The sequence below is a fragment of the Luteibacter sp. 621 genome (assembly GCF_050435445.1).
Taxonomy (GTDB): domain Bacteria; phylum Pseudomonadota; class Gammaproteobacteria; order Xanthomonadales; family Rhodanobacteraceae; genus Luteibacter.
This window is the reverse complement of sequence record NZ_JBNDKI010000024.1, coordinates 61612-87763: the sequence shown is the minus strand read 5'-3', so window position 1 is coordinate 87763 and position 26152 is coordinate 61612. Positions and strand designations below refer to the sequence as shown.

The window sequence follows — 26152 nt, the reverse complement described above, 5'->3', positions numbered from 1 at the left end:
ACGCGACCAACGGACAGGTCCCGCCAGCCATCCACGAGCTACAGGCGGCGCGATAAACCACCCTATCGGGTGTCTAGAAAGACTTGACCACGACAGGGCGCCGAAGGCTCGCTGCCTCAACGCCCAAGTGTACAAAGCGATGGCGAAGCCGAGCCCCGCGAAGCCGAAGGCGAGCCATCTCGAGAGTGCCTCAATACAGTTCACGAAGGCGTCATTCTCACCCGGCTTTGGGAAAATACTCACTATTAATGACGGGGATTACCCCGTGGCTCTGTAGGGTTTTTCTGATATTAGAGAAAAGATAATCAAATAGCTCCCATAATCCATTTCATTGCGCCACAATGCCGGGCAATGGCCATTACCTAATGGCCCGTCGATACCACCACTCGGGAGGATGCCATGGCCGTCGATATCAAAAACCTTAGCCAGACCCAGCTTGCGGACCTGATTGCCAAGGCGCAATCACGCCAGAGCGAGCTGCAGAAGGAAAAAGTCACCCGGTTGCGCGAAAAGATCTTCGCGCTGATCAAGGAAGAAGGCCTCACCTTCGATGACGTGTTCGGAAAGGCCGCGCCCAAATCCAAGCGCGCCGGCGTCGCCGTTGCTGCCAAATATCGCAATCCCGCCGATGCGGAACAAACCTGGTCCGGCCGCGGCAAGCGCCCGCGTTGGTTTAACGATGCACTGAAAGCCGGCACCAAAGAAAAAGACATGCTGGCCTGAATAACGCCGCCAGTTCACACATAAGGCCCCGCCATGCGGGGCCTTATGTGTGGCGTATCATCGCCTGTATCCCAACCCACCGGATACCGCCATGCCCCTCGTCCGTATCGATGTACGCCGTGGCAAGGATGCCGCCTATCGCACCGCACTGGGTCACGCCGTGCACGACGCGCTTGTCGCGATTGGCGCGCCCAGCGATGACCGCTTCCAGGTCATCGCCGAACACGGGCCCGAAGGCCTCGTATACGACCCCCAGTACCTGGGCATCCAGCGCACCGACGACGTGGTGTTCATCCAGATCACGTTCAACGACACCCGCACGCTCGATCAGAAAAAGCAGCTGTACAAGGCCATCACCGAGAACCTCGGCAAGTCACCCGGGGTGAAGCCCGGTGATGTGTTCATTAACCTTGTCGAGGTGAAGAAGGAAAACTGGTCGTTCGGAAATGGGGAGGCGCAGTACGCCCCTTAGGCGCTTCAGAGGGAGCGGCGGGGGGCCACGATCAGGTCGCCGAATAGAAGGCCTGCAACCAGCGATACCAGTAGCGTGACGCCCAGCAAGCCCGTGTCCATGCCTAGCGAGGTATCGCGGTCCAGCAGGTAGGAAACACTACGGAAGCTGACCGAGCCCGGCACCAGCAGGATGATGCCGGGTTCACGCACGACAGCACCCGGCTGCTGAGCGTACCGGGCGTACACGTTGCTCAACGAGCCGAGCAACACGCCACCGATGAACACGCCGAACGGCGCGCCGGGAATCGAGCCGGAGACCTGGCCGCCCCACCGCGTGGCGAGATAGCCCAATACGACCGAGCCCATCACGACCAGCCAGTCGCGCCGCGCCGCCCGGAACAGGATGGCGAAGGAGAACGCGCCCAGCACGAGCGAGGGCCAGTCGGCCCATGACGGCAGCGGTGGTAGCGCGTAATCGTGGGCAACGATGCCCAGTGCCCCGCACAACTGCGTGGCCGCCACCGTCCCGAAGGTCAGCTTGAGCAAGGTCGCCACTGCCCCACCCATGCGCGCGACGCCAGCCACCAGGTGCTGGCTGGAAATCTCACGGACGGCGGTGGTGAGCGCCATGCCCGGCAGCAACACGATAAGGCTGCCGAGGATGACCGACTTGAGCGCGAGCGGCACGATGTAGGCCGCGACCACCGTGGCGATGATCGTGGCCACCATGGCGCTGATCGCCTCGCTGGCCGCCGCAAGCCGCGGACGGCTGCCGGAGGCCACGGTAATGCAGCCGATGATCACACCGATGATGCCGGCGGTAACCAGATCGGGCCACGCACTATGCAGCAGCAGGGCGACGACGCTGGCAGCGCACAGGCCATAGCTGGCGATGACACCAAGTTCGGCCCGGAACGTCTCCGGTGCGCCCAGCTTGCGCAGCAGGTGGAAGCCCTCGCGCAGGTCCATCTGCCCATCGATCACCGCATCGGCGATGCGATCGGCCTCGACCAGGCGGGCGAGGTTCACATCGCCCGGCGGCAAGCGCATCACCTGGGTAACCTGGGCCACGCTCTCCTCGCCCTGGCCCAGGTCGGCGAATGAAACAATGATCGCCGTCGGGCTGGACCACACTTCAGCCGACAAGCCCACGCGCTGCGCTGACTTGGCGATGGCGGTTTCCAGGCGTGGTGCCGTGGTGCCGTACTGGTGCAGCCGGCGCGCCAGCTCGGTCAGGAAGGCGATGCGGGTGTTGATCGCCGTGGTGGCGAAGCTCACCGGCACCGTCAGCGGTACAACCTCAGCCAACGTCCACCGCCTTCACGCGCAAGGTGGTGCCATCGATACCGGTCACCTCCACAGTGGCGCCCACGGGCAGATCGGGCCCGTTTACCAGCCACATGCCGTCGCCGACGCGTGCCTTGCCACGGCCATTGATGATGGCATCGCACAGGGTAAAGCGCTGGCCGATGAGCTGCTCACCGCGACGGTTGAGGCGCTCGTTACCCGAGGGCACGCGCGCGAGCCGCGGCCGCACGAATTTCCAGTAGGCAAAGCACGACACAAAGGTGAATACCGCGAACAACACGGCCTGCACGAGCGGCCCGATGTCGGGCGCCGCGAACAGCACGATACCCATGGCCGCGGCGGCGATGCCGATCCACAGCATGAAGTAACCCGGCATGATCACTTCGCCGCCGATAAGCAGCAGTGCCACGATCCACCAGACGTAATGCATGGCGACCTCCCCCATGGTGATCAGCGCGCCAGCGGCGGCGTGCGCGGCGGCTGCGGTGCCGGTTGCACCTGTGTACGCTGGCTGGTGAGCGAATCTTTCGCCAGCTCAGCGATACCGGCCAGCGAGCCAAGGATGCCGACCGACTCCATGGGCAGCAGCAAGGTCTTCTGGTTTGGGCTCTTGGCCATCTCCACCAGTGAGTCCACATACTTGGTGGCGATGAAGTAATTCAGCGCGTTGACATCGCCGCCGGCGATGGCCTGCGAGACCATCGTCGTGGCCTTGGCTTCGGCCTCGGCCAGGCGCTCGCGGGCTTCCGCCTCGCGGAACGCGGCTTCCTTCTTGCCTTCGGCCTCCAGGATGGCCGACTGCTTTTCACCATCGGCCTTGAGGATCGCCGCCTGGCGGAAGCCTTCGGCATCGAGGATGTTGGCGCGTTTCTCGCGCTCGGCTTTCATCTGCCGTGCCATGGCATCGACCAGGTCGCGCGGCGGCGAAATATCCTTGATTTCGATACGGGTGACCTTGACGCCCCACGGATGGGTGGCTTCATCGATCACCGTGAGCAGCTTGGCATTGATGGCATCACGCTGGCTCAGGCTTTCGTCCAGGTCCATGGAGCCCAGCACGGTACGGATGTTGGTCATGATCAGCGCCAGCGCGGCGGCCTCAAGGTTCGCCACCTCGTACGCGGCCTTCGCCGCATCCAGCACCTGGTAGAACACCACACCATCCACGCGGACCACGGCATTGTCCTTGGTGATGACATCCTGGGACGGGACATCGAGCACCTGTTCCATCATGTTCATCTTGCGGCCGATGTTGTAGACGAACGGAATGAGGAAATGCAGGCCAGGCGTGAGCGTGCCGGTGTATTTGCCGAACATTTCCACGGTCCATTCGTAACCCTGCGGCACGATGCGGATGAGCTTGGCGAGGACGATGACCGCGACCACGATCACGACCAGTGCGACGATGCTTCCCATGGTGCCCTACTCCCTTCGGCGTTGATTGCCCCGGAGTATAGGCGAAGCGAATCAGTGCGGGCCGGCAGGGAGTACCAGGGTCACGCGGAGGCCGCCGCCATCGCGGTTTGCCAGCGCGATGCGGCCGCCATGGGCTTCCGAAATTTCGCGTGCCAGCGCCAGCCCAAGCCCCGTACCCGACCGTTTGGTGGAGTAGAACGGTAGCAATGCCTGGGCCAGCACGGTTTCACTCATACCGGGGCCACGGTCGGAAACATCAATCAGGCAATCCCGGCCCACGACATGAACACCCACGGAGACCTCGTTCTCGTCCCCGCCTGCCTCGTGGGCGTTCTTGATCAGGTTGATCAGCACCTGTTCGATCTGGGTGGGATCAAACCAGCCCGGTTGCTTGGGCGGCGGTGCGCTGAGCTGGAACCGCGCATGCAGGCCCAGGGCTTCCAGGAACGGCTCCCAGGCGATCTCCCGGGCCTGCGGCGTCGGGAGCTTGGCGAAACTGGCGTAGCCGGAGATAAACCCGTGCAGATGCTTTGCACGATCGCCGATAGAGGCAAAGACACCGGGCAGGCGGGCCAGGTCACCGCGCCGGGCCAGCTCGGCGCCGGAGTGGGAAAGCGAGGAAATGGGCGCCAGCGAGTTGTTGAGCTCGTGGCTGATCACCCGGATAACACGCTTCCATGTGTGCACTTCCTGGCGCGATAGCTCGCGGGTCATGCGCCGGTACAACTGCAACCGGTGCGGCCGCCCCTGCAGGCGGAACCCGCGTTGGGAGAGGTGGAAGGTCTCTTCGCTGCCCTCCATCTCCACGGTAAACAAGGCATCCTCGCCAGCGGCGGCCGCCGCGCGGAGGTTTTCAGGCATGGCATCGAGCACGGTCGCGAAATCCAGCCCGGCCAGGGTACGGCCTTCGTTGAACAGGTGGCGAGCGGCGATGTTCGCGTAGGTCACCTTGCCCGAGCCATCGGTAAGCACCAGTGCCACCGGCGTGTTCTGCACCACCGTATCGAGCAGCAGTTCACGCTGGGCCAGGTTCTGGCGCTGCTCACGCAGGATGGTACCGAGCTGGTTGTGCATGCGGATCAGGTCGCCCAGCTCATCCATGCGGTCCGTGCCGATGGACATGCTGTAGTCGCCATCGCGGTAGCTGGCCACCGCGCTCTCCAATGCGCGCATGAGCCGGCGAATGGGCTCCACGAGAACGTGGGCCATCCATGCCGACAGTGGCACGAGCAGCAGCAGGCAGATGATAAGGGCAGTGCGCGTATCGACTGGCTCGGACGGCCCGGGGACGACAGCGTGGCCGGGGTTCTTCGCTAGCTCATCCAGCCAGGCCACTGCCTGCGGGAACGGCCAGATGGCCACGCCGGCGAACACGAGCGCGCCGATGATCGCCGATATACCGACGACGATGGCCATTCGACCTTCGAGCGAGAAGCGCCTCATGGGTGTGAACGTATCAGACCGCCAACCCGTACCGCTCCATCCGCCGGTACAGCGCCTGGCGCGACAAGCCCAGGCTGCTGGCGGCACGGCTGACCACGCCGCCGGCGGTGGCCAGCGCCGCTTCCACCGATTCGCGACTCGGTTCATCGAGGTTACGGTTGGTGGCGGCGGTGGGCATGGGCAGGTTCAGGTGCGAGGGCTCGATACGGCTGCCCGCGGCAAGCAGTGCCGCTCGTGCCATGGCGTTCTTCAGCTCGCGCACATTGCCAGGCCAGGCATGGGCGAGCAGCGCCTCGCGCGAGTCCTCGCTTAGCTCGGCCTTGCCTTCCAGGAAGAACTCGGCCAACGGCAGAATATCGTCGGTACGTTCGGAAAGCGGCGGCAGGTTCACGTCGATGACGTTGAGCCGGTAGTAAAGATCTTCGCGGAACGTTCCCGCGGCGATCATCGCCTTCAGATCGGCATTGGTGGCGCTGACCACGCGTACCTTCACCTGGCGCGTGCGGCCGGAGCCCAGGCGCTCGAACTGCCCGGTTTCCAGCACGCGCAGCAGCTTCATCTGCCCCGGGAGCGGCAGGTTGCCGATTTCATCGAGGAAGAGCGTGCCGCCATCGGCCAGTTCGAAACGGCCCTCGCGGGCCTTGTTGGCCCCGGTGTATGCACCGGCATCCGCGCCGAAAAGTTCCGCTTCGATCAGCTCACCCGGCAGCGCGCCACAGTTCACCGCAATGAAGGGACCGCGGCGTACCGGCGAATTCGCATGGACGATGGCTGCGATGCGCTCCTTGCCTGCGCCGTTGGGGCCGGTGATAAGCACGGGCACGTCGGAACGCGCCACCTGGCAGGCCAGCTCCACCGTGCGGCTCATGGCCTCCGAAGCGAAGACCAGGCCATCCAGGTCGTATTTGCTCTCAAGGGCCTCGCGGCGGCGCCTGCGCTCGTTGCGCGCACGGGTCACTTCGCGGGTGGTCTCGGAGAGTTCCAGGAGGTTTTCCACCGTGGCGAGCAGCTTGGTGTCATCCCACGGCTTGGCGAGATAATCCGCTGCCCCGGCCTTCACCAGTTCCACGGCCGCCTCCAGGTGGGTCCATGCGGTCAGCAGGATCACCGGCAGATCGGTGTGGCGGGCGCGAATGGCCTTGAACAGCTCGGCCCCCTCTTCGCCCGAGGTGGTATCCGCGGTGAAGTTCATGTCCTGGATCACCACATCGACCCGCTCGCGCGCCAGGGTGGCCAGGCCCTCTTCGGGGGTAAGGGCCACGAGGGGCCGGATATCCCGCAGGCTCAGGGCGAGCGAGAGCGCCTCGCCGACCGCGGGGTTGTCGTCAATGATCAGTACGCAGCGCATCTTGTCCCTTGCCATGCCGTCATGGATGCAGCTCCCCCGGAAAAGGTTGCAATGCCCATTCTAGCCACGGGTCGCCTCCACGGGGGGAACCGACGCCGCACGCAGGGCCGGGGCGAGTACGGCGAGCTGGCCTAGGAGCCACAGTGCCAGGGCGCTCGCGGGCAGGTACCCCAACGGCAACCTCGGGATTTCGTAATGAACCATCAACACGAGATTAATGGCGTAGGCCAGCACGATGCCCAGCCCGATACCCATGCTGGCCAGCAGGAAGTTCTCTACCTGAAAATAGCGAAGGACATCGCCACGGGTCGCACCCAGCGCGCGGCGAACCCCGATCTGGCGGCGCCGCTGGCCCACCCAGAAACTTGCCAGGCCCACGATGCCCAATGCGGTAACGGCGAGCAGCACCACGCAGGCACCCACCAGCATGGCGGCGAGGGCACGATCGCTGGCAAAGAAGAGCTCACGGATCTCACGGAAGGTAATCTTCTCCGTAATGACCCGGCGCGGATCCTGCTTCTTTAGCGCAGCCGCCGCCGCTTCGAGCACCGCCCCTGCTTTGCCTGGCGCGGTACGGATGACATAGCCCGCTCCGTACGTGGGCAGCATGCGCCACGGCGTCAGGATAACCTCGCCGATGTTATCGCGCATGCCAGAGGCTCGCGCCAGTTCGCGGATCACGCCGATGATGCGGAAGTCGGCGCCGTGCAGGTACAGCGTCTGACCCAGGGCGTCCTTGCCAGGAAAGAGCCGGCGGGCCACGGCCTGGGTCACAACGATGACGTGCGCGGCCTCGACCTTCTTGTGTTCAACGTCGTCGATCCACTGGTACTCGTCGTCGCGAATCCAGCGCCCCTCGAGCAGCTGCGCGCCGAACAAGGGTCCGACGTCTTTACCGTAATACTCGGCGACGCTTGCACGCGGCTGCTTCTCGTCCGCCGAATACCTCACGTTCGTGCTCCACGAACGCGTACCGAACGGAACCGAGTTCAACGCTTCTGCTGCCTCAACGCCGGGTACGGCGCGGAGCACCGCGAGATCGGCATCCGTGCGCGCGTGGATATCAACGTTCTTCCCGGGCGAGGAAATATCGATATTGGCGAGCCGATCCTCCTCCACTCCGCTGGGCGTATCCATCCAGCGCAAGCGGTCGTTGACGACGAACAAGGCGTTGCACACGATGGCGCAGGTAAGGCCGATCTGCAGTACGAGCAGCGTGGCGGTGATGCGGTGACGGCTGAGTGCCGCGAGGATGGGAGCGATATCGAGGCGCATGTCACTGGCTCTTCAGGTGCAAGCCCGGCGGCACCTGGCAGGCGCGCCACGCAGGGAACAAGCCGGCCAGCATCGCCGCCGCGACGGAAAGGACGAAGGTCGTGACCAGCATCGCGGGATCGAGATGGGCGAGTTGAGCGCTATGGTTCGGGTTAATGCGAACGAGCATGAGCCCAAGCCACGCAAGGACCAAGCCCACGCCACCGCCGGCCAGACCGATGATCCCCGCTTCGATGACCAACTGCGCGAATATGTGACGGCGGGACGCCCCCAGTGCGCGACGAACACCCAACTCACCCGCGCGGCGCAGGAATTTGGCGAGCATGAGCCCTACCGTATTGACGAGGCAGACTACGAAGAACCCAAGCGCGAGCCAGAACTGGAGCCTCACGTCATCAGGCACGACTTTCTTTTCGACGAGGTAGTCGCGTACGCTCGTCAGCGATGCGGCGGCCACCCGCTCGAAGCGGCCCGTCGCTTGTTGCTCGCGCACGTAGCCATCAAGGAACGCCTGATAGGCGTTCACCGCGGCGGGGCCATCCAACTGAACCCAGTACTGCAGCCACACGCACGGCGCTTTCTCCATGTTGTCTTCATCACCGCTTCCCTGCCCCCAGCACTGGATACCGCCATCGCGGGGGAGCTGCGTATCACGCGCCGCGCCAAGCGGTACGTATAGATCCTCTGCCGTGGTGTAGTCCCCCGTATTCGTGTCGTAGAAATGCGGTACCGGACGCCAGGGCGCGAGCACGCCGACGATACGGAAGCTCGCCTCGTTGACGTGGAGAATCCGGCCCACGCTGTTGGCCCCACCGAACAGCCGGGTGTTCAACGTATCGCTGATCACCGCGACACGGGTGCGCCTCTCATCGTCCGTGGCATTCCAGTAGCCGCCATAACGGAATGGCACATTGAACATGGGAAAGAAGTCGGCGGTGGTATACCGTGCCGGCGCCATGAACGCGTCCACGGCAGGATCATCCGGATGGATCGTCCCCAATCCCCCCACCATGAGGGCCTGGTACGTAGCGCGACCGGCATGCAGCATTGCCATGCCATCCATCCATGTCACCTCGTCTGGCGGCAGCGGATCGTTTGCCGACGAGGCGTCGCGGGGCTCGATCCGCGGCATGAAGATTCGTCCGCTTTTCCCTGGTAACGGATCGCCGGAAAGGACATGCAGCGCCGTAAGGGTTGTCATGCAGGCACCGATTCCCAAAGCCACCGCCAGGATCATCAAGGCGGTAAGGACAGGGTTCCGGCGCAGGCTGCGAACGGCCATCTCAAGGTAGTACGAAAACTCAGTTCCCACGGGTGGCCTCAACAGGTGGAACGCGCGATGCACGCCTTGCGGGCGCGTACACCGCCGCCTGGCCCAACAGCCACAGTGCTATCGCACCCAGCGGGAGGTATATGGCCGGTAGCCGTGGCGATTCATAGCGCAGCATCAAGACGATATTGATCCCGTAGGCGAGCACCATGCCCAGCACGATACCCATGGTCGCCAGCAGGAAGTTTTCAGTCTGGAAATAGCGCAGTACATCAGTGCGCGTGGCCCCAAGCGCACGGCGCACGCCGATCTGCCGGCGCCGCTGCGAGACCCAGAAGCTACCCAGTCCGACGATGCCCAGCGCCGTAACGATGAGCAGCGCGACGCAGACGCCTACCAGCAGGCCCGCCATGGCGCGATCACTGGCAAAATACGCCGCGCGCACCTCACTGTAATGGCGCTTGCGCTGGATGACCCGGTTCGGATCCAGCTCGCGCAACCTGGCACTGGCAGCCTTCAGCACGGCATCCGCCTGGCCTGGCTGCACACGCATGACGTAGGTCGCGCCGATGCCCTCGCTCATGTGGATGGGCAGGAACATGCTTCCGTAAGTCAGCGAACGGTCCATGATGTTTGGCCGGGCCACGTCGCGTACGACACCCACCACCCGCACAGGCTCACCGCCGTAGTACAGCGTCTTTCCTAGTGCACTGCCGTGGAACAGACGATCCGCCATGAACTTGGTAATGATCACCACGTGCGGGATCGCTACATCCTTACGCCCACTGGTGATGTCATCGAGCCACGCGTACTCGTCGGGCGAGAAATCGCGCCCCTCGAGCAACTGAACACCGAACGTATTGATAAGCCCATCGCCGTAGTACGCCGTGACGTGCATGGCGGGGATGACCACATCCTTGTCGAGCTTGATGCCGTCATTCCACGATTCGAACCCGAAGGGCAGCTCGTTCGAAAGGCTGGCGTAACGCACGCCGGGCAACTGGCGCAACGCCTGCAGCGCTTCCTCCACCCTTGCATGCATGGCTGGCGTGGCGCCGATGTTCACCGGTCGCACTTCGACCACCGTGGCCTCGTCGATGCCGCTGGGCGTATTCATCCAGTCCAGGCGTTGGCGCACCAGGAATACGGCGTTGCACACGATGGCGCAGGTGAGCGCGATCTCCAGCACCAACAGGATCGCGGTCACCTTGTGGCGCTTCAGTGTCGAGAAGATGGGTCGGATATCTAGCATCACGGACTCTTCAGCTGCAGGGCGGGAGTGACCTGGCATGCGCGCCACGCCGGGAGCAGGCCTGCGATCAACGTGGCGCCAATGGCAATGGCAAACGTGGCTGCCAGCATGGGCAGGTCCAGGTGCGCGAGCGATGCGTAGGCATCCGGTTGCTGGCGTACGAGCCAAAGGCCGCCCAGCGCCATAAACAAGCCAGCGACGCCGCCGGTGAGACCAATCATGCCGGCCTCGATCAGCAGCTGCGCGAACACGTGCGCCCGGGAGGCCCCCAATGCTCGCCTCACCCCGATCTCGGACGAGCGGCGAAGGAACTTGGCCAGCATGAGCCCGACGGTATTCACCAGGCAGACCACGAAGAAGCCAAGGGCCAGCCAGACCTGGAGGTGCACGTCGCTGGGCACCACCTGGTTGTAGTCAAGCCATTCCGTGACATTACGCAGGCGAACGTTTGGAGGCAGGTGGAAGCGGCCCGCGGCTAGCTGCTCTTGCGAATAGTGGACAAGGAAATCCTTGTAACTGGCGACCTTTGCCGGATCGTCAATCTGCACCCACAGCTGCAACCAGGTGCAGTTAGCCGTTTCGAGCGCATCCTCCTGCTGTTTGCCGCCCTGCCCCCAACAATCGCGGGAACCGTTGCGCGGGCCACGCAGGTCACGCGACGTCGTGAGCGGGATGAACAATTCCTCGGCATCCGCGTAGCTGTCGTTCAGATCGTAGAAGCGGGGATGGGCGCGCCATGGATCGATGACGCCCACCACGCGCAGGTCGACGCCGTTGTAGCGCACCGTCTTGCCCGTGCTGTCTTCGCCGTGGAAGAGCTTTTCGTTCAGCGTGCTGCTGATCACCGCGATGCGTGAGCGTGCCTCGTCTTCTTCGGCCGACCAGGCATGCCCAAAGTGCATCGGCACCTCGAACATCGGGAAGAAATCCGCCGTGGTGTAGCGTGCCCGGGCGAAGAACGGCTCGATTCTGGCGCCCGGCAATTGCACGGGCGCCACGCCGCCGGTCATAAGCGCTTGCCGGTCAGCCCGCTTGGCTTTCAGCAGGTACATGCCATCCTGCCAGGAGATCTGGTCCGGTGGCTCGCCCTTCGTATAGAAGCCGTTATCGGTGTCACGCGGCTCCAGCTGGGGATAAAACAGCCTGTGGCTCTTGCTCGGGATGGGGTCACCCGAAACCACATGCAGCACCGTCAGCGTGGTCATGCATGCACCGATGCCCATGGCCACCGCCAGCACCATGAGCGCCGTGAGGGCCTTGCTCCGCCGCAAGCTTCGCAAGGCCAACTCAAGGTAATAACTGAACATTACTGCTCCTCAACCTATGGCTCAGACGCTACGCGTCGCTTCCACCGGGGAAACCTTCGAGGCACGCAAGGCCGGTGCGAACACCGCCGCCTGGCCGAGCGCGAGCAACAGCACGACGCCAACGCCAACATAGGTGAACGACACGCGCGGCATCTCGAAGTACTTCAGCATCCACTGGCTGAGGCCCAGCGCAAGCACCGTCCCAACGATGACACCGCCCAGCGCGATCAGGAAGTTCTCGGTCATGAAGTAGCTGAGGATGTCGGAGCGGCGGGCACCCAACGCACGGCGTACGCCGATCTGCTTGCGGCGCTGGCCCACCCAGAAGCTCGACAGGCCCACGATGCCCGCCGCCGTGATCGCCAGCAACACGCCGCACACGACAGTCATCAGGATCGCCATGCCGTGATCCGCCTCGTAGGCGCTGGCCCGCACCGTCTCGAACGTGCGAACCCCATACTTCTCGGGCAGAACGCGCATGCGGCTCACGGCGTACAGGGCGCCAGGAATGGCCTTGAATACGGCATCCTGTTGCCCTGGCTTCGTGCGGACCATGAAGTGCTGGTAGCCGCTGTCGAATCGGACGGGCATCAGCGTCACGTTATCCATGTGGTCGAAATCGGTCCAGGGTACGGTGAGCTTCTCGACGATCCCGATGATCGTGGACGGTTTGCCCTTCGAGTAATAGATGGTCTTGCCCAGTGCATCGCCCTTCGGGAACAGCTTGTCCGCGATCGCCTTGGTGATAATTACTTGCGGCGGTGCCGGAGTGGTCTGCGGCCCCACCGTAACGACCTCGGAAGGGTTGAAGTTACGCCCCGCGATGAGCTTGACACCCAGGGTTTGCAATGCCTGCTCATCGACGAAGTACAACGCGCTTGGCAGGCTGTCCTTGGTCTTGTCCGGGTCGACCTGGATGCCCGTCGACCAGCCGCCGCGACGCAACGGGTAAGCGTTGGTGACATATGCCGACTCGACACCCGGAATATTGCGCAGGGCTGCCACGTCGGTCTTCATTTGCGGAATGAAGGTGTCGGGCTTGCCCACATAGCGGTTCTGCACCGCGATAAGGTTCTGCTCATCGATACCGGTGATGCGATGCGCCCGCTCGATACGCTGGTGCACGATGAACAAGGCGTTGCAGACAATGGCGAGGGTCAGCGCGATCTGCACGGCAATCAGGATCGTACCGGACTTGTGTCGGCGCAGGGCTGCCAGGATGGGTCTAATCTGGAGATTCATGCCGGGATGTCCTCAGTTGGACTTGAGCTGCCACGCCGGCTGCACCTGGGCGGCGCGCCATGTGGGATAGAAGGCGGCGACCACGGAGGCGACAATCGCGACCACCAAGGTCATCAGGATGAGCACGGGATCGACGGTGGCCAACCGCGAGATGTTTTCCGGGAACACCAGCTTCGTTCCCATGATCCCCAGGCCAGTCAAGAGCAAGCCCAGCACGCCACCGGCGATGCCAACCGCGCCTGCCTCGATCAGGAACTGTGCGTAGATATCGCCGCGGGAAGCGCCCAATGCCCGGCGCACGCCGATCTCCGGCGCCCTGCGCAGGAACTTGGCGAGCAGCAGGCCTACGGTGTTCACGAGGCAGATCACCAGGAAGCCCAGCGACACCACCAGCGAAATGGTCGACTCCTTCGGCACGACCTTCTGCACATCGAGCCATTCGGTCACGTTGCGCACCTTGACGTTGGGCGCCCAGCTCCAGCGACCCGCACGCTGCTGTTCGGCGGCATAGCCGTTGAGGTAGTTGCGATAGGCGTCGACCTCGCTCTTCGAGTCCATCTCGCTCCACAGCGCCAGCCAGATGCATTCCGAACGCAGGTAACCATCCCAACCCTGCTCGGGTTCCTTCACGCAATTGTTGTTGCCATTCGTGGGCAACTGAAGATCGATCGCGCGGGTGAACGGCATGTACACCGCCGCGCCTTCATCGAAGCCACCGGTATTGGGCACGTTGAAGAACACCGGTTGGGGCGACCAGTCGTCCATCACGCCGACGATACGGAACAGACGTCCATCGAGGTTGATCTGCTTGCCGACGCTTTGCGCACCGTTGAACAGCTTGTCGTTCAGCGCCCGGGTGATGACCACCACGCTCGCATGCTTGTCGTCGTCTTCCCGCGTCCAGCCACGCCCCTGGATGAAGGGCATATCGAACATGCCGAACATGTCGGCACCGTTGGCATAGGCGCCTTCACGCATGGGCAGGCGCGAAGGATCGTCGGGGATGACCGAGACGTTTACCGGGTAGACAATGGTTTGGCGGGACGTCTTGTGCGCGCGAAGGATGGCCGTGGCATCGATATAGGTCAACGCATCCGGTGGCTCGCCGTTCTCGATGTTTTCCGGCCCGAATGCGTCCAGCTGGGTGTTGAACAGCACGCTCGACTTCTGCGGAATCGGATCGCGCGACGTCGCCCGGAATACCGAGTAAGTCGTCATCGATGCGGCCACGCCGAAGCCGATGGCCATCACCATCAGGGCGGTGAGCATCGGGTTCTTGCGCAGGCTGCGCAGGCCCAGCTGTAGGTAATAGGCAAACATAGGTGCCACCTTCGGCGCGGGGCCAGGATCAGGAGCGGACGGTGTGGGCGTGCGTGTGCGCGTGGAAGCGCGGCTCTTCGGACAGATCCACGACCTGGCCATCGATGACGTGCACGTTGCGTTGGGCGCGGGCCGCCAGTTCCGGGTCGTGGGTGACCATGACGATGGTCGCGCCTTCGCGGTGGATCTCTTCAAGCAATTCCATGACGCCGCGGGCCATCTGCGTATCCAGGTTACCGGTCGGTTCATCGGCCAGGAGCAGGCGGGGCGAGCCGGCCAGGGCACGGGCGATGGCGACGCGCTGCTGCTGGCCACCGGAGAGTTCCGCCGGGTAATGGCGGGCACGAGCAGCCAGGCCCACGCGCTCCAGCGCATCCATGATCCGCTGTTTGCGCTCGGCGGCCTTCATGCCGCGGTAACGCAGCGGAACTTCCACGTTATCGAACACGTTCAGGTCGGGAATGAGGTTGAATGCCTGGAAGATGAAGCCGATCTTTTCGTTGCGGATCTTCGAACGTGCGTTGTCGTTGAGCTGGCTCACTTCGATGCCATCGAGGTGGTACTCGCCACCGGTGAAGGTCTCGAGCAGGCCGGCGATGGTCAGGAAGGTGGTCTTGCCCGAACCCGACGGGCCGGTCACGGCGACGAATTCGCCTTCCTTCACGTCAATATTGAAATCGCGCAGCGCATAGGTCTCGACGACTTCCGTGCGGTAGACCTTGGCAAGGTGGTTCATCTTCAACATGGCATATCCCTCGTTGGAAACAGGTTGGGCGGTCAGCGGGCGATGGCGACGTGCTTGGCGTCACCGAAGGTGTCGGCACCGGAGATGACGATCTTGTCGCCCTCTTTCAGGCCGTCCAGGATTTCGACCTTGTCGATGCTGCTGGCACCGACGCGGATATCACGACGATCGGCCATGCCGTCATTGACGACGTAGGCGTAGCGGCCGGCGCTTTCATCCACGAACGAGCCACGCTGTACGGTAAGCACGTTCTGGCGGCTATCGAGAAGAATTCGGACGGACAGGCGCTGGCTCTGGCGCAGCTGGGCGGGGGACTGGCCATCGAAGCGGAGGCGCGCGGCCACTTCACCATTGACCACTTCCGGTGAGATCGCGCTGACCTTGCCCTTCCATTCCTTGCCGTTACCTGTGATTTCGCCAGGCATGCCAATCGCGAGATCGCGAGCGAAGCTCTCGGGTACTTTCATTTCAACTTCGAGCGCGGTCAGGTCGATGACGCTGACCAGCTGTGCATCCTTTGCCACCGTGGCGCGTTCGGCGATGAACAGCTGGCCCACCTGGCCATCGACCGGGGACTTCACGTTGAGGTCTTCCACCTGGCGCTGCAGGTCTTTGACCAACAGTTCCTGGCGATCGTGCGCAAGCTTCTTGGACTGGATATCGAAGGTGAGGCTGCTGTTATCGATCGTCATATCGGACTGGGCGTGTTTCTGCGTGATCGCCGCCTTGTCGAGCGTGGATTTCGCTTTGTCGACATCGAAGTTGGACACGGCCCCCTTGTCGAACGCGCCCTGATAGCGCTTGAGATCGCGCTCCGCGGCCGTCTGGTCCACCACGGCGTTATCGAACGCTTTCTGCAGTTCGGCGCGCTTCTTCGTGGCGTCGACCTTGGCGCGCAGGTATTCCACCTCCATGGCATCGGCGGCGGATTGCTCCTGGGCAAGCTTGTTGGTGAGTTCCGGGCTGGTCACCACGGCCAGTACCTGGCCCTTCTTCACCACATCGCCCGCGTGCACCTGCATGACCACCGCACCGCCATAAGGCGCATAGAGCGTAGGGCTGACCGCCGCCACCACTTTGCCTTCGGCAGCGATGTCGCGAACGAACGGGCCGCGGGTCACGGTACCGAACGAGAGACGGGATGCGCTCACCGATGTGTCGGCCGAGAACATCGTGGCGATCTTGGGGATAGAGAAGCCGATAGCCACCAGCACCGCTAGCGCGCCACCGGCGATGAGCAGTTTGCGGTGGCGGTTGGGACGAACCTCAACGAGGCGGTCCTGGGCGGCGGTATCTCGGATCATGGCTGTTTCCCTGATGAACTTGCTGGTGTCTTCAGCAAGCCGCGTGCCAACTCGGGAAGTGGCTTTAATTCAGGGAGTTACGAGCTCGTTCCTGAGCGTGGACGGTGTCCGCGGACAGGTGTCCGGACAGTGGCCACGTGTACGGTGGTCACTGTGGGAGCGCGCTTGCGCGCGATGGGGTGCAAGGTAGGCCCGGATCGCGCGCAAGCGCGCTCCTACAGGCCGGCTCAGCCGGTGATGGCGACCGATTCGGAGACGGCGATATCGCGGGCGACGCCACGGCCGAGCACGGAAATGGACACTTCGCGGGCACCCAGCACATCAAAGCCCACCAGGCGGCGGCGCTGGAAGCTGAGGACGCGTGCGCGGCAGGCGCGCAGCCACTCGCGATCGGGCGCGTGGCGCTGGGGTGCATCGATTGGCGTGGCATCCGCGAACAGGCCATCCCACGCGAGGTAATCCGTATCGGGAAGCAGATAGATGCGGGCGAGCGTATCCCCTTCCCCGCTGACGCAGTCGAGCCACTCACGCGGGCCTTCCGCGGTAACTGCACAGGTAAGGCCGACGTAGTGCGTGGCCATCAGGGGTGCAAGCTCCGCGTTCTCCACCAGGCAACCGACGGGCGGAACCACGCTGGCGGGGCAGCTCGTCGGCCGCGGGGCAAGATAGAGCACCCCACCAAGCTGGCCAAGGCCCTCTACCAGCGTTCGCGGAGGTACCGCGAGCCAGCGCGTCGTGGAGCCACTGCGGGCGCGCGTCTGCACGCCGAAAGATGCGAGCCAACCGAACATGAGGCGCCTCCCGTTGACGGCCTGGGAAAAGATGCCTGGCTGGCGGCGTGGGGAGGCCCGCGTGGCTTGGCGTCGGGGAGATGAAACCGGGCTTACTTGGTAAGGATGAGCTTGTCGTTGCGGGTCAGGCGCAGGTGGTACTCGGCGCCCTGGTGTTCGATGACCAGCTCGCGGGAACCATCGAGGAGGTTCTTGCTTTCAACGCGGCGGGCGGGCGTAGCAACGGCGCGCAGCGGGACGACCTTGTCGCGGCCGGCGGCTTCGTTCAGGGGAAGGCTTCTCATCAACATGGCTTACTCTCCGCAAGTGAGGGTGCGGAGTTGATGATAATGATTCTCAATTACGAGTCAAGCCTTTTGATCAGGCAGCTTCCTGCATGGCCACCAGGGTCGCCTCGATACCTTCCAGATCCGGAATGACCGCCGTGTCGTCGCGCACGAGCACGCGGGCGCGCACGCCGAAGGGCAGGTCGTGGCCATCATGGGTGGGCAGCAGCAGCTCGGCATTGAGCGTGGTCAGGCGCGGGAAGCCGTGGGTAAGCACCGCGATGTACGGCATGTCGGCACGGTTGCCAATCGCCTTGAGCACGGCCACGCGGGAGGCTTGCGGCGGGGCATCCTCAGGCAGCCTGGCCACGTGATCGAAACTGACCAGCGGGATCTGCCAGCCACGCCATTGAATCCGGCCGGCCAGCCACTCAGGGCCTTCGGCCACGGGCTCGACGCCGGCCAGCGTGATCACTTCCGCCACCGCGGCATTGGGCAGCAGCAGGCGTACACCGCCGCTGGGAATCAGGACGCAGCGGATTTCGCGCGGTAACGGCTCGCTCATGGGAATTCCTCGTTCAATTTCCTGGCCAGCGCAGCGACATCGCCCGCATAGCCGGCCACCCGCTCTTCGCGGATGCCTGTGACCATATGTCCGCGTTCGTCCTCGGGCGGCACCGCCTGCACCCAGACGCGCCCGCCACCGTCATAGACCGCCTGCGCACCAGCGACCGCATCGTTGCCGCGGCCGGCGAAAACGATAGCCAGTGCATCGGCACCAAACCCACCCGCCAGCGTGCTGAAAATGCCGTCAATGGAGGGACCGGCGGCATTGAACGCACTGCCGTCATCGCGGACCGTGACGCTACCGTCGCGGCGAATCTGCACGTGCGCGCCACGCGGCACGACCAGTACTTCGCCATGGGCGGTGGGGACGCCATCGGTGGCGACGCGGCCGCGACCAAGGCGCTGCGCAAGGGCTCCCGTGTCATCGGCATGGTGCGCCACGACCAGGATGGTTGCCGGCAAGCGGCCCGGCATGGCGGCAAGGAACAGCCGGATGGCATCCTCACTTTCCACGGTACCCGCCAGCGCCACGACGCGGCGTACCGCGCGCGTCGTGGTCTCCAGGATCATCTCGTGCATGAACTTGCCATCGGTACTCGGCGCGATGGCTTCTTCCAGCGATACAAGCTCAAGCTTAAGGCCGGGCTCGATAGCGACGCTGCCATCGTCCACCACATCCTGCGCGAGGAACTCGGCCGCGCTCATCGTTTCGATGCCGAACTCAGCCGGATCCGCCAGCGGCGATGCCTCGGCGATGATCGTGTCATGATCGACCAGGTCCCACTCCGGTACCGGCGGCGGCACGTACTGCGTGGATCGCGAGGTGATTTCCAGCGCAGGCGCATCGTCGCTTACGGCCGCCGGGGCGGCGGCGTCATCGGGGACCAGGCTGAACTGGCTCGCATCGAACTCGCGCTCGACAGGCGGCGTGGGTGCGGGCGATTCATCGACGACTTCAAAACCGGAAAGGTCCAATGAGGCCAGGTCCGTGAGTTCGAGCGGAAGGGACGGCAGGTCATCAATCCCATCCGTACCCTGCACTTCCGCGGCGCCCGTCTCAGCCAGGACAGCCTCCAGTTCTGCCGCCAGGTCTTCCGGATCTGCGACGTGGCCCCCGTCGACTGCATCGATTTGCGGTGTCGAGAATTCGAGCTCATCGGCAAGATGAGCGCCCAGGGCTGGCGTGGCCTCGCCCGGGAACGGCACGTCGGCAGCATCCACCATGGACATCGGCGTTTCGGGATACCCGTGCACGCCGGTGATCGAAAGCTCATCGGTAATCGGCTCGACCAGCGCTTCTTCGGCCGGCGCGGGCTCACGGCTCATGGCAGCCACGCGCGGTTCGATAGCGCGCGCGTCATCCGGCCGCGGAGGATCCAGCGGCGACGCGCCGACCAGCTTGGCCGCCAGGTGGCGCGCCCAGCGCGCCCGGTCCCAGCCTTCAAGATCACGACTGGCATCGGCATCGTTGAACACCAGGCGCGGATGGCCGCCTTCAACCGTTTCATAGAGACGATCGAGATCGGAATCGCTCGGATCATCGAGATCCACGACCACCACATCGGCCGATGATCCGACGAGTTCGGCAGGGGCAAACGCCTTCAGGTCGGACTCGTAGACGATCCGCGCGCCCTGCGCGACCAGGGCATCGCGCAGATGGGCCGACAGGCCCGCGTCATCAAAGAGCAGCGCAACGGACGGCTCGTGTTCAACCATGGGTTACTCCGAGCACATCGTTGATCTGCACCACCAGGTCGTTCTCCTGGTAGGGCTTGCCGATATAACGATCCACGCCGATATCGAACGCGCGCTGGCGGTGCTTATCGCCCGTACGCGACGTAATCATGATGATTGGCACGCCAGCCAGGCGCTCGTCGGCCTTCATGGCCGTCGCTAGTTCGTAGCCATCCATCCGCGGCATCTCAATATCCAGCAACATAAGGTCAGGAACGCGCTCATTGAGCTTCTCGAGTGCGTCCACGCCATCCTTCGCCGTCATCACTTCGAACTCATGGCGCTCCAGCACGCGGCCAGTCACCTTGCGCATGGTGATCGAATCATCGACCACCATCACCAGCGGCTTCACGCGCACTTCGTCCTGCTTGCGGGGGGCCTGCGGGAGTGCCGCCTCGGCCTCGAATGCCTGGCGAGCCACGCCATGACGTACCAGCGGTGCCAGGTCGAGAATCATCAGCACCGAGCCATCGCCCATGATGGTGGCGCCGAGGATGCCCGGTACGGAGCTGACCTGCGGACCCACCGGCTTGACCACGATTTCGCGTGAACCCAGCACGGCATCCACGCGGATGGCCGCACGCAGGTCACCCGAGCGGGCAAGCAGCAAGGGGATATCGCCTTCATCCGGTGACGCGATCACGTGAACGCCGAGCAGCTGCGGCAGATCGTGGATCGCGTAATCCTCGCCGGCATACTCGAACTGGGCATCGTCATCGGCCATGCGGTGGGCCAGTTCGTTCGGCTCCACCTTGGCCACGCCGTGTACCGAGGTCATCGGGATGGCGAAGTTGGTTTCACCAATGCGCACGATCAGGGCCTGGGTTACCGCCAGGGTGAACGGCAGGCGCATCACGAACGTGGTGCCCGTGCCGCGCTGCGATTCAATGGCCAGGGTACCGCCGAGCTGCTTGATCTCGTTCGCCACCACATCCATGCCGACACCACGGCCGGCCACCTGGGTGACCTTCTCCGCCGTGGAGAAACCGGGCACCTGGGTGAGCTGGAAGATCTGATCGTCCGATACGCGAGCATCGGGGCGCAGCAGGCCGCGCTCGATGGCCTTTTCGCGAATTGCATCACGATCCATGCCGGCACCGTCATCGGACAGGCGCACGACCACTTCCGTGGCTTCGCGGGCCACCTGGATCCGTACCGTGCCTTCCGCGTTCTTACCCGCGGCTTCGCGCGCCTGCGGCGCCTCGATACCGTGGGCGACCGCGTTGCGCAGCATGTGCTCGAACGGTGCCTTGATGCGGTCGAGCATGTTGCGGTCCATTTCGCCGTTGGCGCCCTCCACCACGAGCTGCGCACGCTTGCCCACATCGGAGGCGGCCTGGCGCAGGGTGCGGCGAAGGTTCGGCACCATCGCGTCGAACGGCAACATGCGCGTCTGCATCAGGCCTTCCTGCAGCTCCGCGTTGACCTTCTGCTGCTGCAGCAGCAGCGTTTCGGTCTGACGGGTGAGGTCGTCCATCATGGTCTGCAGCGACACAAGATCGGATACGGACTCGGCCAGCGCACGCGAATACTGCTGAAGCTGCGAGAAGCGGTCGAGTTCGAGCGGATCGAACGTTGCGGCCGCGTTATCGCGATGCTCCTGGTGGTAACGCGCGATGATCTGGGTTTCCGTTTCGATTTCCAGCATACGCAGCTGGCTGCGCAGGCGGCTGACCGTCTGCTCGTGCTCGGTCAGCGTGGAACGGAAGCTCGCTGTCTGCTGCTCGAGGCGCGAACGGTAGATCGACACTTCACCGGCATGGTTCACCAGCGTATCGAGCATGTCTGCGCGGACACGGATCTGTTCCTGCGAGGCGCGCTGGAGCTCTTCCTCCTCCATCTCCGGGAGCAGGTCGGGCAGGACGCGATCGAGGACCGGGATCGGCTCGGGCTGCGGTGCCGGCGGCAGCCAGGTATCCGGCTGCGTCGCGGCCTCGCGCTCCTCGCGGTAGTTCTCCGCGGTGAGCGTATCCGGCGCGATCGGCGCGCCCGCCAGGCGGGCGAACGGTTCGATATCCGCTTCGCTGAGCGAAATGGGCTGGTGCTTTGCGATCGCCACGATCATGCGATGCAGGCGATCGAAACCGCTTTCCATCGCCTCGATGGCGGCGCCGTCGCTTTCGCGCTGGCCACCGGCAACCGCATCGAGCAACGCTTCCATGGCATGGGCGAAATCGCCCACGATGGCGAGGCCGGCCATGCGGGCACTGCCCTTCAGCGTATGCAGGTCACGCTGCAGCGAGGCGACGTGTTCGCCCTGCTGTGGATCCACGCGCCAAGCGGCGAGCGAGGCATCGGCCTGGTCAAGGATCTCGCGACCTTCCTCGACGAACACTTCGAGGAGATCCGGGTCGATATCGGCGTAGGGCGAGAGCTCAGGCACGAGGGCCGGGGCTTCGACTTCCACCGGCTCGTGGACGGGCTCGGCCAGGGGCTCGTGGGACTGATCTTCGATGATGACCGGGAGGTCGTCGGCGTCGGGCGTGACGAGCTCTTCGTCCTGCTCGTCGGCCGCCGCCTGTGCGTCGCCTTCGCTCGTATCGACCGTCGCAACCACCTCGGCCGCGGGCTCTTCCTCGAGGACGCCGTCGTCGGTATGCAGCACATCACCGTCGTGGGACATCGGCTGCGGGATCTCATCGTGAACCGACGGCGTTTCCACCGCGGCTTCGTCGACGAGCGCACGCCAGGCGGCATCCTCGTTCAGGTCGTACTTCTCTATCGGCTTGACGTCGATCACCGGCGGATCAACCGTGAAGCCTTCAAGCGAGGCAAGCAGCTCGGCCGTGAGGTCGTGTTCGCTATCGACCAGGTCGATCGATGCGAGGTCGACCGGTGCCTGTTCTTCCACGGCATCCCCGTCGGCAACGGTATCCGCGGCAGGCTCGGATGCAGGTTCATCGCCCCGTACCTGCGTGGCGGCAGCGTCCAGGTCGGCAAGCTCGCCGGCCAGCATCGCCTCCAGCTCGGCTTCGAGCGATGCGTTGGTCGCGTCTGCAGGTACGAGGTCATCGTTCGCGTGGGACGGGGCCTGGGAAGCCTCGCTGGCGAGGTGGGCCTCGGCTTCGCGCACGTCGGCGTCGAAACGGGCCTCCTCGTTGATGAACGCTTCGAGTTCGGCTTCGTCCAGCGGCGACAGCGACTCACCCGGCGCAGCAACGGCAGGCGCTTCAGCAACGGCAGGTACTTCAGCAACGAATCCATCAAGGGCGGGCTCGTCGTGAGCGGGCTCGTCGAGAGCGGACTCAACGAACGCCGGTTCGTCGACGAACGACTCGTCGGCGGCAAGTTCTTCGACCTCGTCCTCATCGACGACGGGTGCATCCACGACGAGATCGTGGTGTACCGGCGCCTCGGCCACCGGGGCCTCGGCAAGGTGCTCGTCCTCGAGCGGCAGCGGATCGGGCTCGTACAGGATGTGGGCGACCGTGGCTTCCGGCTGCTCATCGCGCAGGGCGATGATCTGTGCGGCCAGCGCGGAAACATCGGGCACGCGCGGATCTTCGGTATCGAACAGCTCCATGACGTGGTCGACCAGGTCGGCCGCGTCGGTGAGCGCATCGACGCCCGCCGCGCGTAGCGGCACGCCGCTCGCGCGAACGCGCTTGATCAGGCCTTCCAGCGGTGCGAGTACCTGGATCAGCACGGGGATATCGACCATGCCGATCGCACCGTGCAGGGTGTGCACGGCGCGCAGCAGGCCATCATCCACCGGCAGTTCGCCATCGCCCGCGCGGGCAAGGTTGGCACGGATGATATTGAGGTATTGCGCGACTTCGGTACGAAGGATATCCAGCAGCACGGCGTCGACCGGGGGCAGCGGCGGCGCCACGTAAATCGGCTCCTCTGCAGGCGCCGGTTCCGGTTCGGCCGGGGCCGAATGGCCATAGCCAGCGAACGCTGCCGTCGGCACGGCGGCGATGGTGTCGCGCAGCACGCGGCGCTTTACCTTCGTGCGCACCTTTTGCACGGTGTTGCGCGCCACGTCCTCGACAAAGGCCATGTCGCCAAGGGCCAGGCGATCGGCGGTTTCCATGATCGCGGCAAGCGGCGCCGTCACGTGGGTATCGCCTTCCAGCGCCGCCTTAAGCTGCGGCAGCGCGTCGACGGCGTGGCTCACCAGTGCCTGCACGCCTTCATGCGGCGCGATCGTGCCGTCGAGCACGCGGTTAAGCATGTTCTCGACCTTCCAGGCGAACTCGCCCAGCAGGCGGGCACCGACCAGGCGGCCAGAACCCTTCAACGTATGGAACGAACGGCGGATCGGCGTGAGCGCGTCCGGGCGTTCCGGGTCTGCCAGCCATGCGGCCAGCGCCTTGCGCAGGTTGTCGATTTCTTCCTGGGTCTCTTCGAGGAAGATCTCCCGGATCTCGTCATCGATGCCATCGACCGTGATCTGGAAGCCGGCAAAATCAGATACGCCGGCATCGCCGCCCACTTCCTGCTCGATCTCCTCCTCGATCTCGACCCAGTCTTCGTCGGCACGCACGGGCTCAGCGGCGATAGCCGGAGCCACGACTGCCGGCGGTTCGTCGATGAGATCAAAAGTATCGGCGAAGCTGGATACAGCCTCACCGGCATCCTCGCTGCTCGCGGGGACAGCGATGTGCTCAATGGCTTCGGCTTCGATCTGGTCGAGCGCATCGATGCCGAGCGCCTCGCCGGCCGCATCGCCCGGGACGGGCCAGTAGCCGAGTTCAGCCAGGCTCTGCTGGGTGACATCGAGAATGTGGTCAAGGCCGCCGCGATGCTCGCGCGCCGCCTCCAGGTAGTACTCGAGGGCCGCGACCGCGTCGGCCAGGCGATCCATCTGCGCACCATTGGGCACGCGACGATCACCGAGCAACTCGCGATGGATGAAGAGGCCGATGCCATCGGCGAGATCGCCCGGGCGCGGTGCGCCCAGCATGCGCATCGCACCGCCGATTTCAGCCATGAGCTCCGGCGTACCGGCCAGCTGGTCGTGGTTCCACTGCGATTCGACAAAGGCGACGATCGCATCCTTCACCTTCGAGGTATTCGCCGTCGCCTCGCGCATCAGCGCGGTAAGGATGTGGCGTGCCTCGCTACGCGGCAGCGGCGAGGGGCCGCTATCGGAGATCGGCGTATCGCCTTCGGCGCCCAGGCGTTCAATATGATCGTCCAGCGACGCTTCGACGTAGAGCAGCGCACCAGCGACATCCAGCAGCGATTCTTCATCCGGCGATCGCGTGCCCGCGGCGATTTCGCCGAGGATCCTGCGTTGTTCGCCCACCACGCGGCGCGGCACGCCCAGGGCGAGCATGCCCAGCGTATCGCCCACGCGATCGAGCACGTCGGCCTGCGGGCCCAGCTGTGCCGGGTCACCATCGGGCCGGCGCAGGAACAGGTCGAGCGATTCCTTCACCCGCAGCAGGTCTTCCTTGATCGCGGCCGATACCGTATCGAGCAGTGCACGGTTATGGCCCGACATGGAGCCGCGCGCGTGTTCGACTTCGGCGGCGCGCGGAAGCAACCCGTCCAGGCGATAGGCCTGGCGCAGTTCATCAACGCGCTCGCTGCCCTGCTTGGCCTGGGCAACGTAATAAAGGAGCTTGCGGGCCAGCTCATCCGAATCGCCGGTGAGCATGGCCTCCTCACCCCCATCCACCAGCTCGCGGATCGAGCGGTCGACGCGGCCGATAAGCTGTCGCACTTCTTTTTCGTGGGCACGCAGGACACCGCGCTCGAGACCTTCGAGCACACCCGCGGCGATCCACCACAGGCGGCGGCCTGCAATGGTGTAACACCGCGCAGCGATGCTATCCAGCGTGCCACGCATGCCAAGCAGCTGGCGATCGCTACCCTGCCCGCGGAACCAGGCTAGCAGCTGCTGCTGGAAACGCGCGCGCAGTTCGGGCAGCTCACTGCGATGGGCTTCGGCCGCGGCAGGATCCGCCGCGCCGGGTGCACCCAGCGGCAGCGAGGCATCGAGGTTGGGGGTGAAAAGCGCGGATTCGTCGAGTGACTGTTCGCCCCGGCTCGCGCGCAGGTCGTTCAGCAACGGCAGCAACACGATGGGGACATCGCGGTGGCCGCTCTGCAGGCGCTCGAGATAGTCGGGCATCTGCATCATGCCGCGCATCAGCGCGGCGTAGGCTTCATCGCGGTTGGCCACGCGGTCGCTGATCAGCGCCGCGACCAATTGCTCCATTTCGCCCACGACCATGGCCGCGCCGTACAGCTCAACCATGCGCAGCGTGCCGTGGACCTGGTGCAGGTCCGCGGCGCACGTGTGCATGACGTAGGTGTCGCGGGAATCCTCGACGTACGACTCGAGCGCCTGGCGTGCCTTGGACAAGGCGTCATCGAGCTCCGCCTTGACCCAGTGCAGCGTGGTGAAATCGGTATGGTCTTGAAGTCTCACTGC

The 26152-nt window shown here is 64.3% G+C and carries 20 protein-coding genes; 2 read left to right on the top strand and 18 right to left on the bottom strand.

Annotated elements, in window-relative coordinates; all coding sequences use genetic code 11:
* Positions 1-399: 399 nt before the first annotated feature.
* Together ABIE56_RS20145 and ABIE56_RS20140 are read left to right on the top strand one after the other, a co-directional pair.
* The gene (locus ABIE56_RS20145) at positions 400-723 is read left to right on the top strand and encodes an H-NS family nucleoid-associated regulatory protein (protein WP_429245590.1); all 324 of its coding nucleotides are present in this window, start codon (positions 400-402) and stop codon (positions 721-723) included.
* Positions 724-814: 91 nt separating this feature from the next.
* Positions 815-1195 carry a tautomerase family protein gene (locus tag ABIE56_RS20140; RefSeq protein WP_429245589.1) on the top strand — a complete coding sequence of 127 codons (381 nt, stop codon included), beginning with the start codon at positions 815-817 and terminating at the stop codon, positions 1193-1195.
* 5 nt (positions 1196-1200) lie between these two features.
* Here ABIE56_RS20140 and ABIE56_RS20135 read toward each other — a convergent pair whose 3' ends face one another.
* The 18 genes from ABIE56_RS20135 to ABIE56_RS20050 all read right to left on the bottom strand — a co-directional run bounded on the left by ABIE56_RS20135 (position 1201) and on the right by ABIE56_RS20050 (position 26149).
* Positions 1201-2484: a threonine/serine ThrE exporter family protein gene (locus ABIE56_RS20135; RefSeq protein WP_429245588.1), complete on the bottom strand. Its 1284-nt coding sequence runs from the start codon at positions 2482-2484 to the stop codon at positions 1201-1203.
* Positions 2477-2914: an NfeD family protein gene (locus tag ABIE56_RS20130; RefSeq protein WP_429245587.1), complete on the bottom strand. Its 438-nt coding sequence runs from the start codon at positions 2912-2914 to the stop codon at positions 2477-2479. Before ABIE56_RS20130 ends, ABIE56_RS20135 begins: the two co-directional genes overlap by 8 nt.
* Positions 2915-2934: 20 nt before the next feature.
* Positions 2935-3900, bottom strand: coding sequence for an SPFH domain-containing protein (locus tag ABIE56_RS20125; protein WP_429245586.1), 966 nt, complete (start codon positions 3898-3900; stop codon positions 2935-2937).
* Between the two features lie 51 nt (positions 3901-3951).
* Positions 3952-5316 carry a sensor histidine kinase gene (locus ABIE56_RS20120; RefSeq protein ID WP_429245585.1) on the bottom strand — a complete coding sequence of 455 codons (1365 nt, stop codon included), beginning with the start codon at positions 5314-5316 and terminating at the stop codon, positions 3952-3954.
* Positions 5317-5356: 40 nt separating this feature from the next.
* The gene (locus tag ABIE56_RS20115; RefSeq protein ID WP_429245584.1) at positions 5357-6691 is read right to left on the bottom strand and encodes a sigma-54-dependent transcriptional regulator; all 1335 of its coding nucleotides are present in this window, start codon (positions 6689-6691) and stop codon (positions 5357-5359) included.
* A 60-nt stretch (positions 6692-6751) separates the two neighbouring features.
* Positions 6752-7966 carry an ABC transporter permease gene (locus tag ABIE56_RS20110; RefSeq protein ID WP_429245583.1) on the bottom strand — a complete coding sequence of 405 codons (1215 nt, stop codon included), beginning with the start codon at positions 7964-7966 and terminating at the stop codon, positions 6752-6754.
* Between the two features lies 1 nt (position 7967).
* Complete coding sequence (locus ABIE56_RS20105) at positions 7968-9248, bottom strand: ABC transporter permease (RefSeq protein ID WP_429245591.1); 1281 nt, start codon at positions 9246-9248, stop codon at positions 7968-7970.
* Between the two features lie 19 nt (positions 9249-9267).
* Positions 9268-10488 carry an ABC transporter permease gene (locus ABIE56_RS20100; protein WP_429245582.1) on the bottom strand — a complete coding sequence of 407 codons (1221 nt, stop codon included), beginning with the start codon at positions 10486-10488 and terminating at the stop codon, positions 9268-9270.
* Positions 10488-11795, bottom strand: coding sequence for an ABC transporter permease (locus ABIE56_RS20095; protein WP_429245581.1), 1308 nt, complete (start codon positions 11793-11795; stop codon positions 10488-10490). The genes ABIE56_RS20100 and ABIE56_RS20095 overlap by 1 nt, the downstream gene beginning before the upstream one ends.
* Before the next feature lie 21 nt (positions 11796-11816).
* On the bottom strand, positions 11817-13037 hold the full coding sequence (locus ABIE56_RS20090; protein WP_429245580.1) for an ABC transporter permease: 1221 nt from the start codon (positions 13035-13037) through the stop codon (positions 11817-11819).
* A 12-nt stretch (positions 13038-13049) separates the two neighbouring features.
* Complete coding sequence (locus ABIE56_RS20085; protein ID WP_429245579.1) at positions 13050-14357, bottom strand: ABC transporter permease; 1308 nt, start codon at positions 14355-14357, stop codon at positions 13050-13052.
* A gap of 28 nt (positions 14358-14385) precedes the next feature.
* Positions 14386-15102, bottom strand: a complete 717-nt coding sequence (locus ABIE56_RS20080) for an ABC transporter ATP-binding protein (RefSeq protein ID WP_429245578.1) — start codon at positions 15100-15102, stop codon at positions 14386-14388.
* A gap of 32 nt (positions 15103-15134) precedes the next feature.
* Positions 15135-16406 carry an efflux RND transporter periplasmic adaptor subunit gene (locus tag ABIE56_RS20075; protein WP_429245577.1) on the bottom strand — a complete coding sequence of 424 codons (1272 nt, stop codon included), beginning with the start codon at positions 16404-16406 and terminating at the stop codon, positions 15135-15137.
* A gap of 227 nt (positions 16407-16633) precedes the next feature.
* Positions 16634-17197, bottom strand: coding sequence for a hypothetical protein (locus ABIE56_RS20070; RefSeq protein ID WP_429245576.1), 564 nt, complete (start codon positions 17195-17197; stop codon positions 16634-16636).
* Between the two features lie 92 nt (positions 17198-17289).
* Positions 17290-17481 carry a hemin uptake protein HemP gene (gene hemP / locus ABIE56_RS20065; protein WP_429245575.1) on the bottom strand — a complete coding sequence of 64 codons (192 nt, stop codon included), beginning with the start codon at positions 17479-17481 and terminating at the stop codon, positions 17290-17292.
* Between the two features lie 76 nt (positions 17482-17557).
* Entirely contained in the window at positions 17558-18028 is a 471-nt protein-coding gene (locus ABIE56_RS20060; RefSeq protein WP_429245574.1) for a chemotaxis protein CheW, read from the bottom strand.
* On the bottom strand, positions 18025-19746 hold the full coding sequence (locus ABIE56_RS20055; RefSeq protein ID WP_429245573.1) for a chemotaxis protein CheB: 1722 nt from the start codon (positions 19744-19746) through the stop codon (positions 18025-18027). The genes ABIE56_RS20060 and ABIE56_RS20055 overlap by 4 nt, the downstream gene beginning before the upstream one ends.
* Positions 19739-26149 carry an Hpt domain-containing protein gene (locus ABIE56_RS20050; RefSeq protein ID WP_429245572.1) on the bottom strand — a complete coding sequence of 2137 codons (6411 nt, stop codon included), beginning with the start codon at positions 26147-26149 and terminating at the stop codon, positions 19739-19741. Before ABIE56_RS20050 ends, ABIE56_RS20055 begins: the two co-directional genes overlap by 8 nt.
* Between the last annotated feature and the right edge of the window lie 3 nt (positions 26150-26152).

Excerpts from the sequence above, each read along its gene's own strand:
- ABIE56_RS20145 (WP_429245590.1), top strand. The coding sequence starts at position 400 with ATGGCCGTCGATATCAAAAACCTTAGCCAGACCCAGCTTGCGGACCTG.
- ABIE56_RS20140 (WP_429245589.1), top strand. The coding sequence starts at position 815 with ATGCCCCTCGTCCGTATCGATGTACGCCGTGGCAAGGATGCCGCCTAT.
- ABIE56_RS20130 (WP_429245587.1), bottom strand. The coding sequence starts at position 2,914 with ATGCATTACGTCTGGTGGATCGTGGCACTGCTGCTTATCGGCGGCGAA.
- ABIE56_RS20125 (WP_429245586.1), bottom strand. The coding sequence starts at position 3,900 with ATGGGAAGCATCGTCGCACTGGTCGTGATCGTGGTCGCGGTCATCGTC.
- ABIE56_RS20120 (WP_429245585.1), bottom strand. The coding sequence starts at position 5,316 with ATGGCCATCGTCGTCGGTATATCGGCGATCATCGGCGCGCTCGTGTTC.
- ABIE56_RS20115 (WP_429245584.1), bottom strand. The coding sequence starts at position 6,691 with ATGCGCTGCGTACTGATCATTGACGACAACCCCGCGGTCGGCGAGGCG.
- ABIE56_RS20110 (WP_429245583.1), bottom strand. The coding sequence starts at position 7,966 with ATGCGCCTCGATATCGCTCCCATCCTCGCGGCACTCAGCCGTCACCGC.
- ABIE56_RS20105 (WP_429245591.1), bottom strand. The coding sequence starts at position 9,248 with ATGGCCGTTCGCAGCCTGCGCCGGAACCCTGTCCTTACCGCCTTGATG.
- ABIE56_RS20100 (WP_429245582.1), bottom strand. The coding sequence starts at position 10,488 with ATGCTAGATATCCGACCCATCTTCTCGACACTGAAGCGCCACAAGGTG.
- ABIE56_RS20095 (WP_429245581.1), bottom strand. The coding sequence starts at position 11,795 with ATGTTCAGTTATTACCTTGAGTTGGCCTTGCGAAGCTTGCGGCGGAGC.
- ABIE56_RS20090 (WP_429245580.1), bottom strand. The coding sequence starts at position 13,037 with ATGAATCTCCAGATTAGACCCATCCTGGCAGCCCTGCGCCGACACAAG.
- ABIE56_RS20085 (WP_429245579.1), bottom strand. The coding sequence starts at position 14,357 with ATGTTTGCCTATTACCTACAGCTGGGCCTGCGCAGCCTGCGCAAGAAC.
- ABIE56_RS20080 (WP_429245578.1), bottom strand. The coding sequence starts at position 15,102 with ATGTTGAAGATGAACCACCTTGCCAAGGTCTACCGCACGGAAGTCGTC.
- ABIE56_RS20075 (WP_429245577.1), bottom strand. The coding sequence starts at position 16,406 with ATGATCCGAGATACCGCCGCCCAGGACCGCCTCGTTGAGGTTCGTCCC.
- ABIE56_RS20070 (WP_429245576.1), bottom strand. The coding sequence starts at position 17,197 with ATGTTCGGTTGGCTCGCATCTTTCGGCGTGCAGACGCGCGCCCGCAGT.
- hemP (WP_429245575.1), bottom strand. The coding sequence starts at position 17,481 with ATGAGAAGCCTTCCCCTGAACGAAGCCGCCGGCCGCGACAAGGTCGTC.
- ABIE56_RS20060 (WP_429245574.1), bottom strand. The coding sequence starts at position 18,028 with ATGAGCGAGCCGTTACCGCGCGAAATCCGCTGCGTCCTGATTCCCAGC.
- ABIE56_RS20055 (WP_429245573.1), bottom strand. The coding sequence starts at position 19,746 with ATGGTTGAACACGAGCCGTCCGTTGCGCTGCTCTTTGATGACGCGGGC.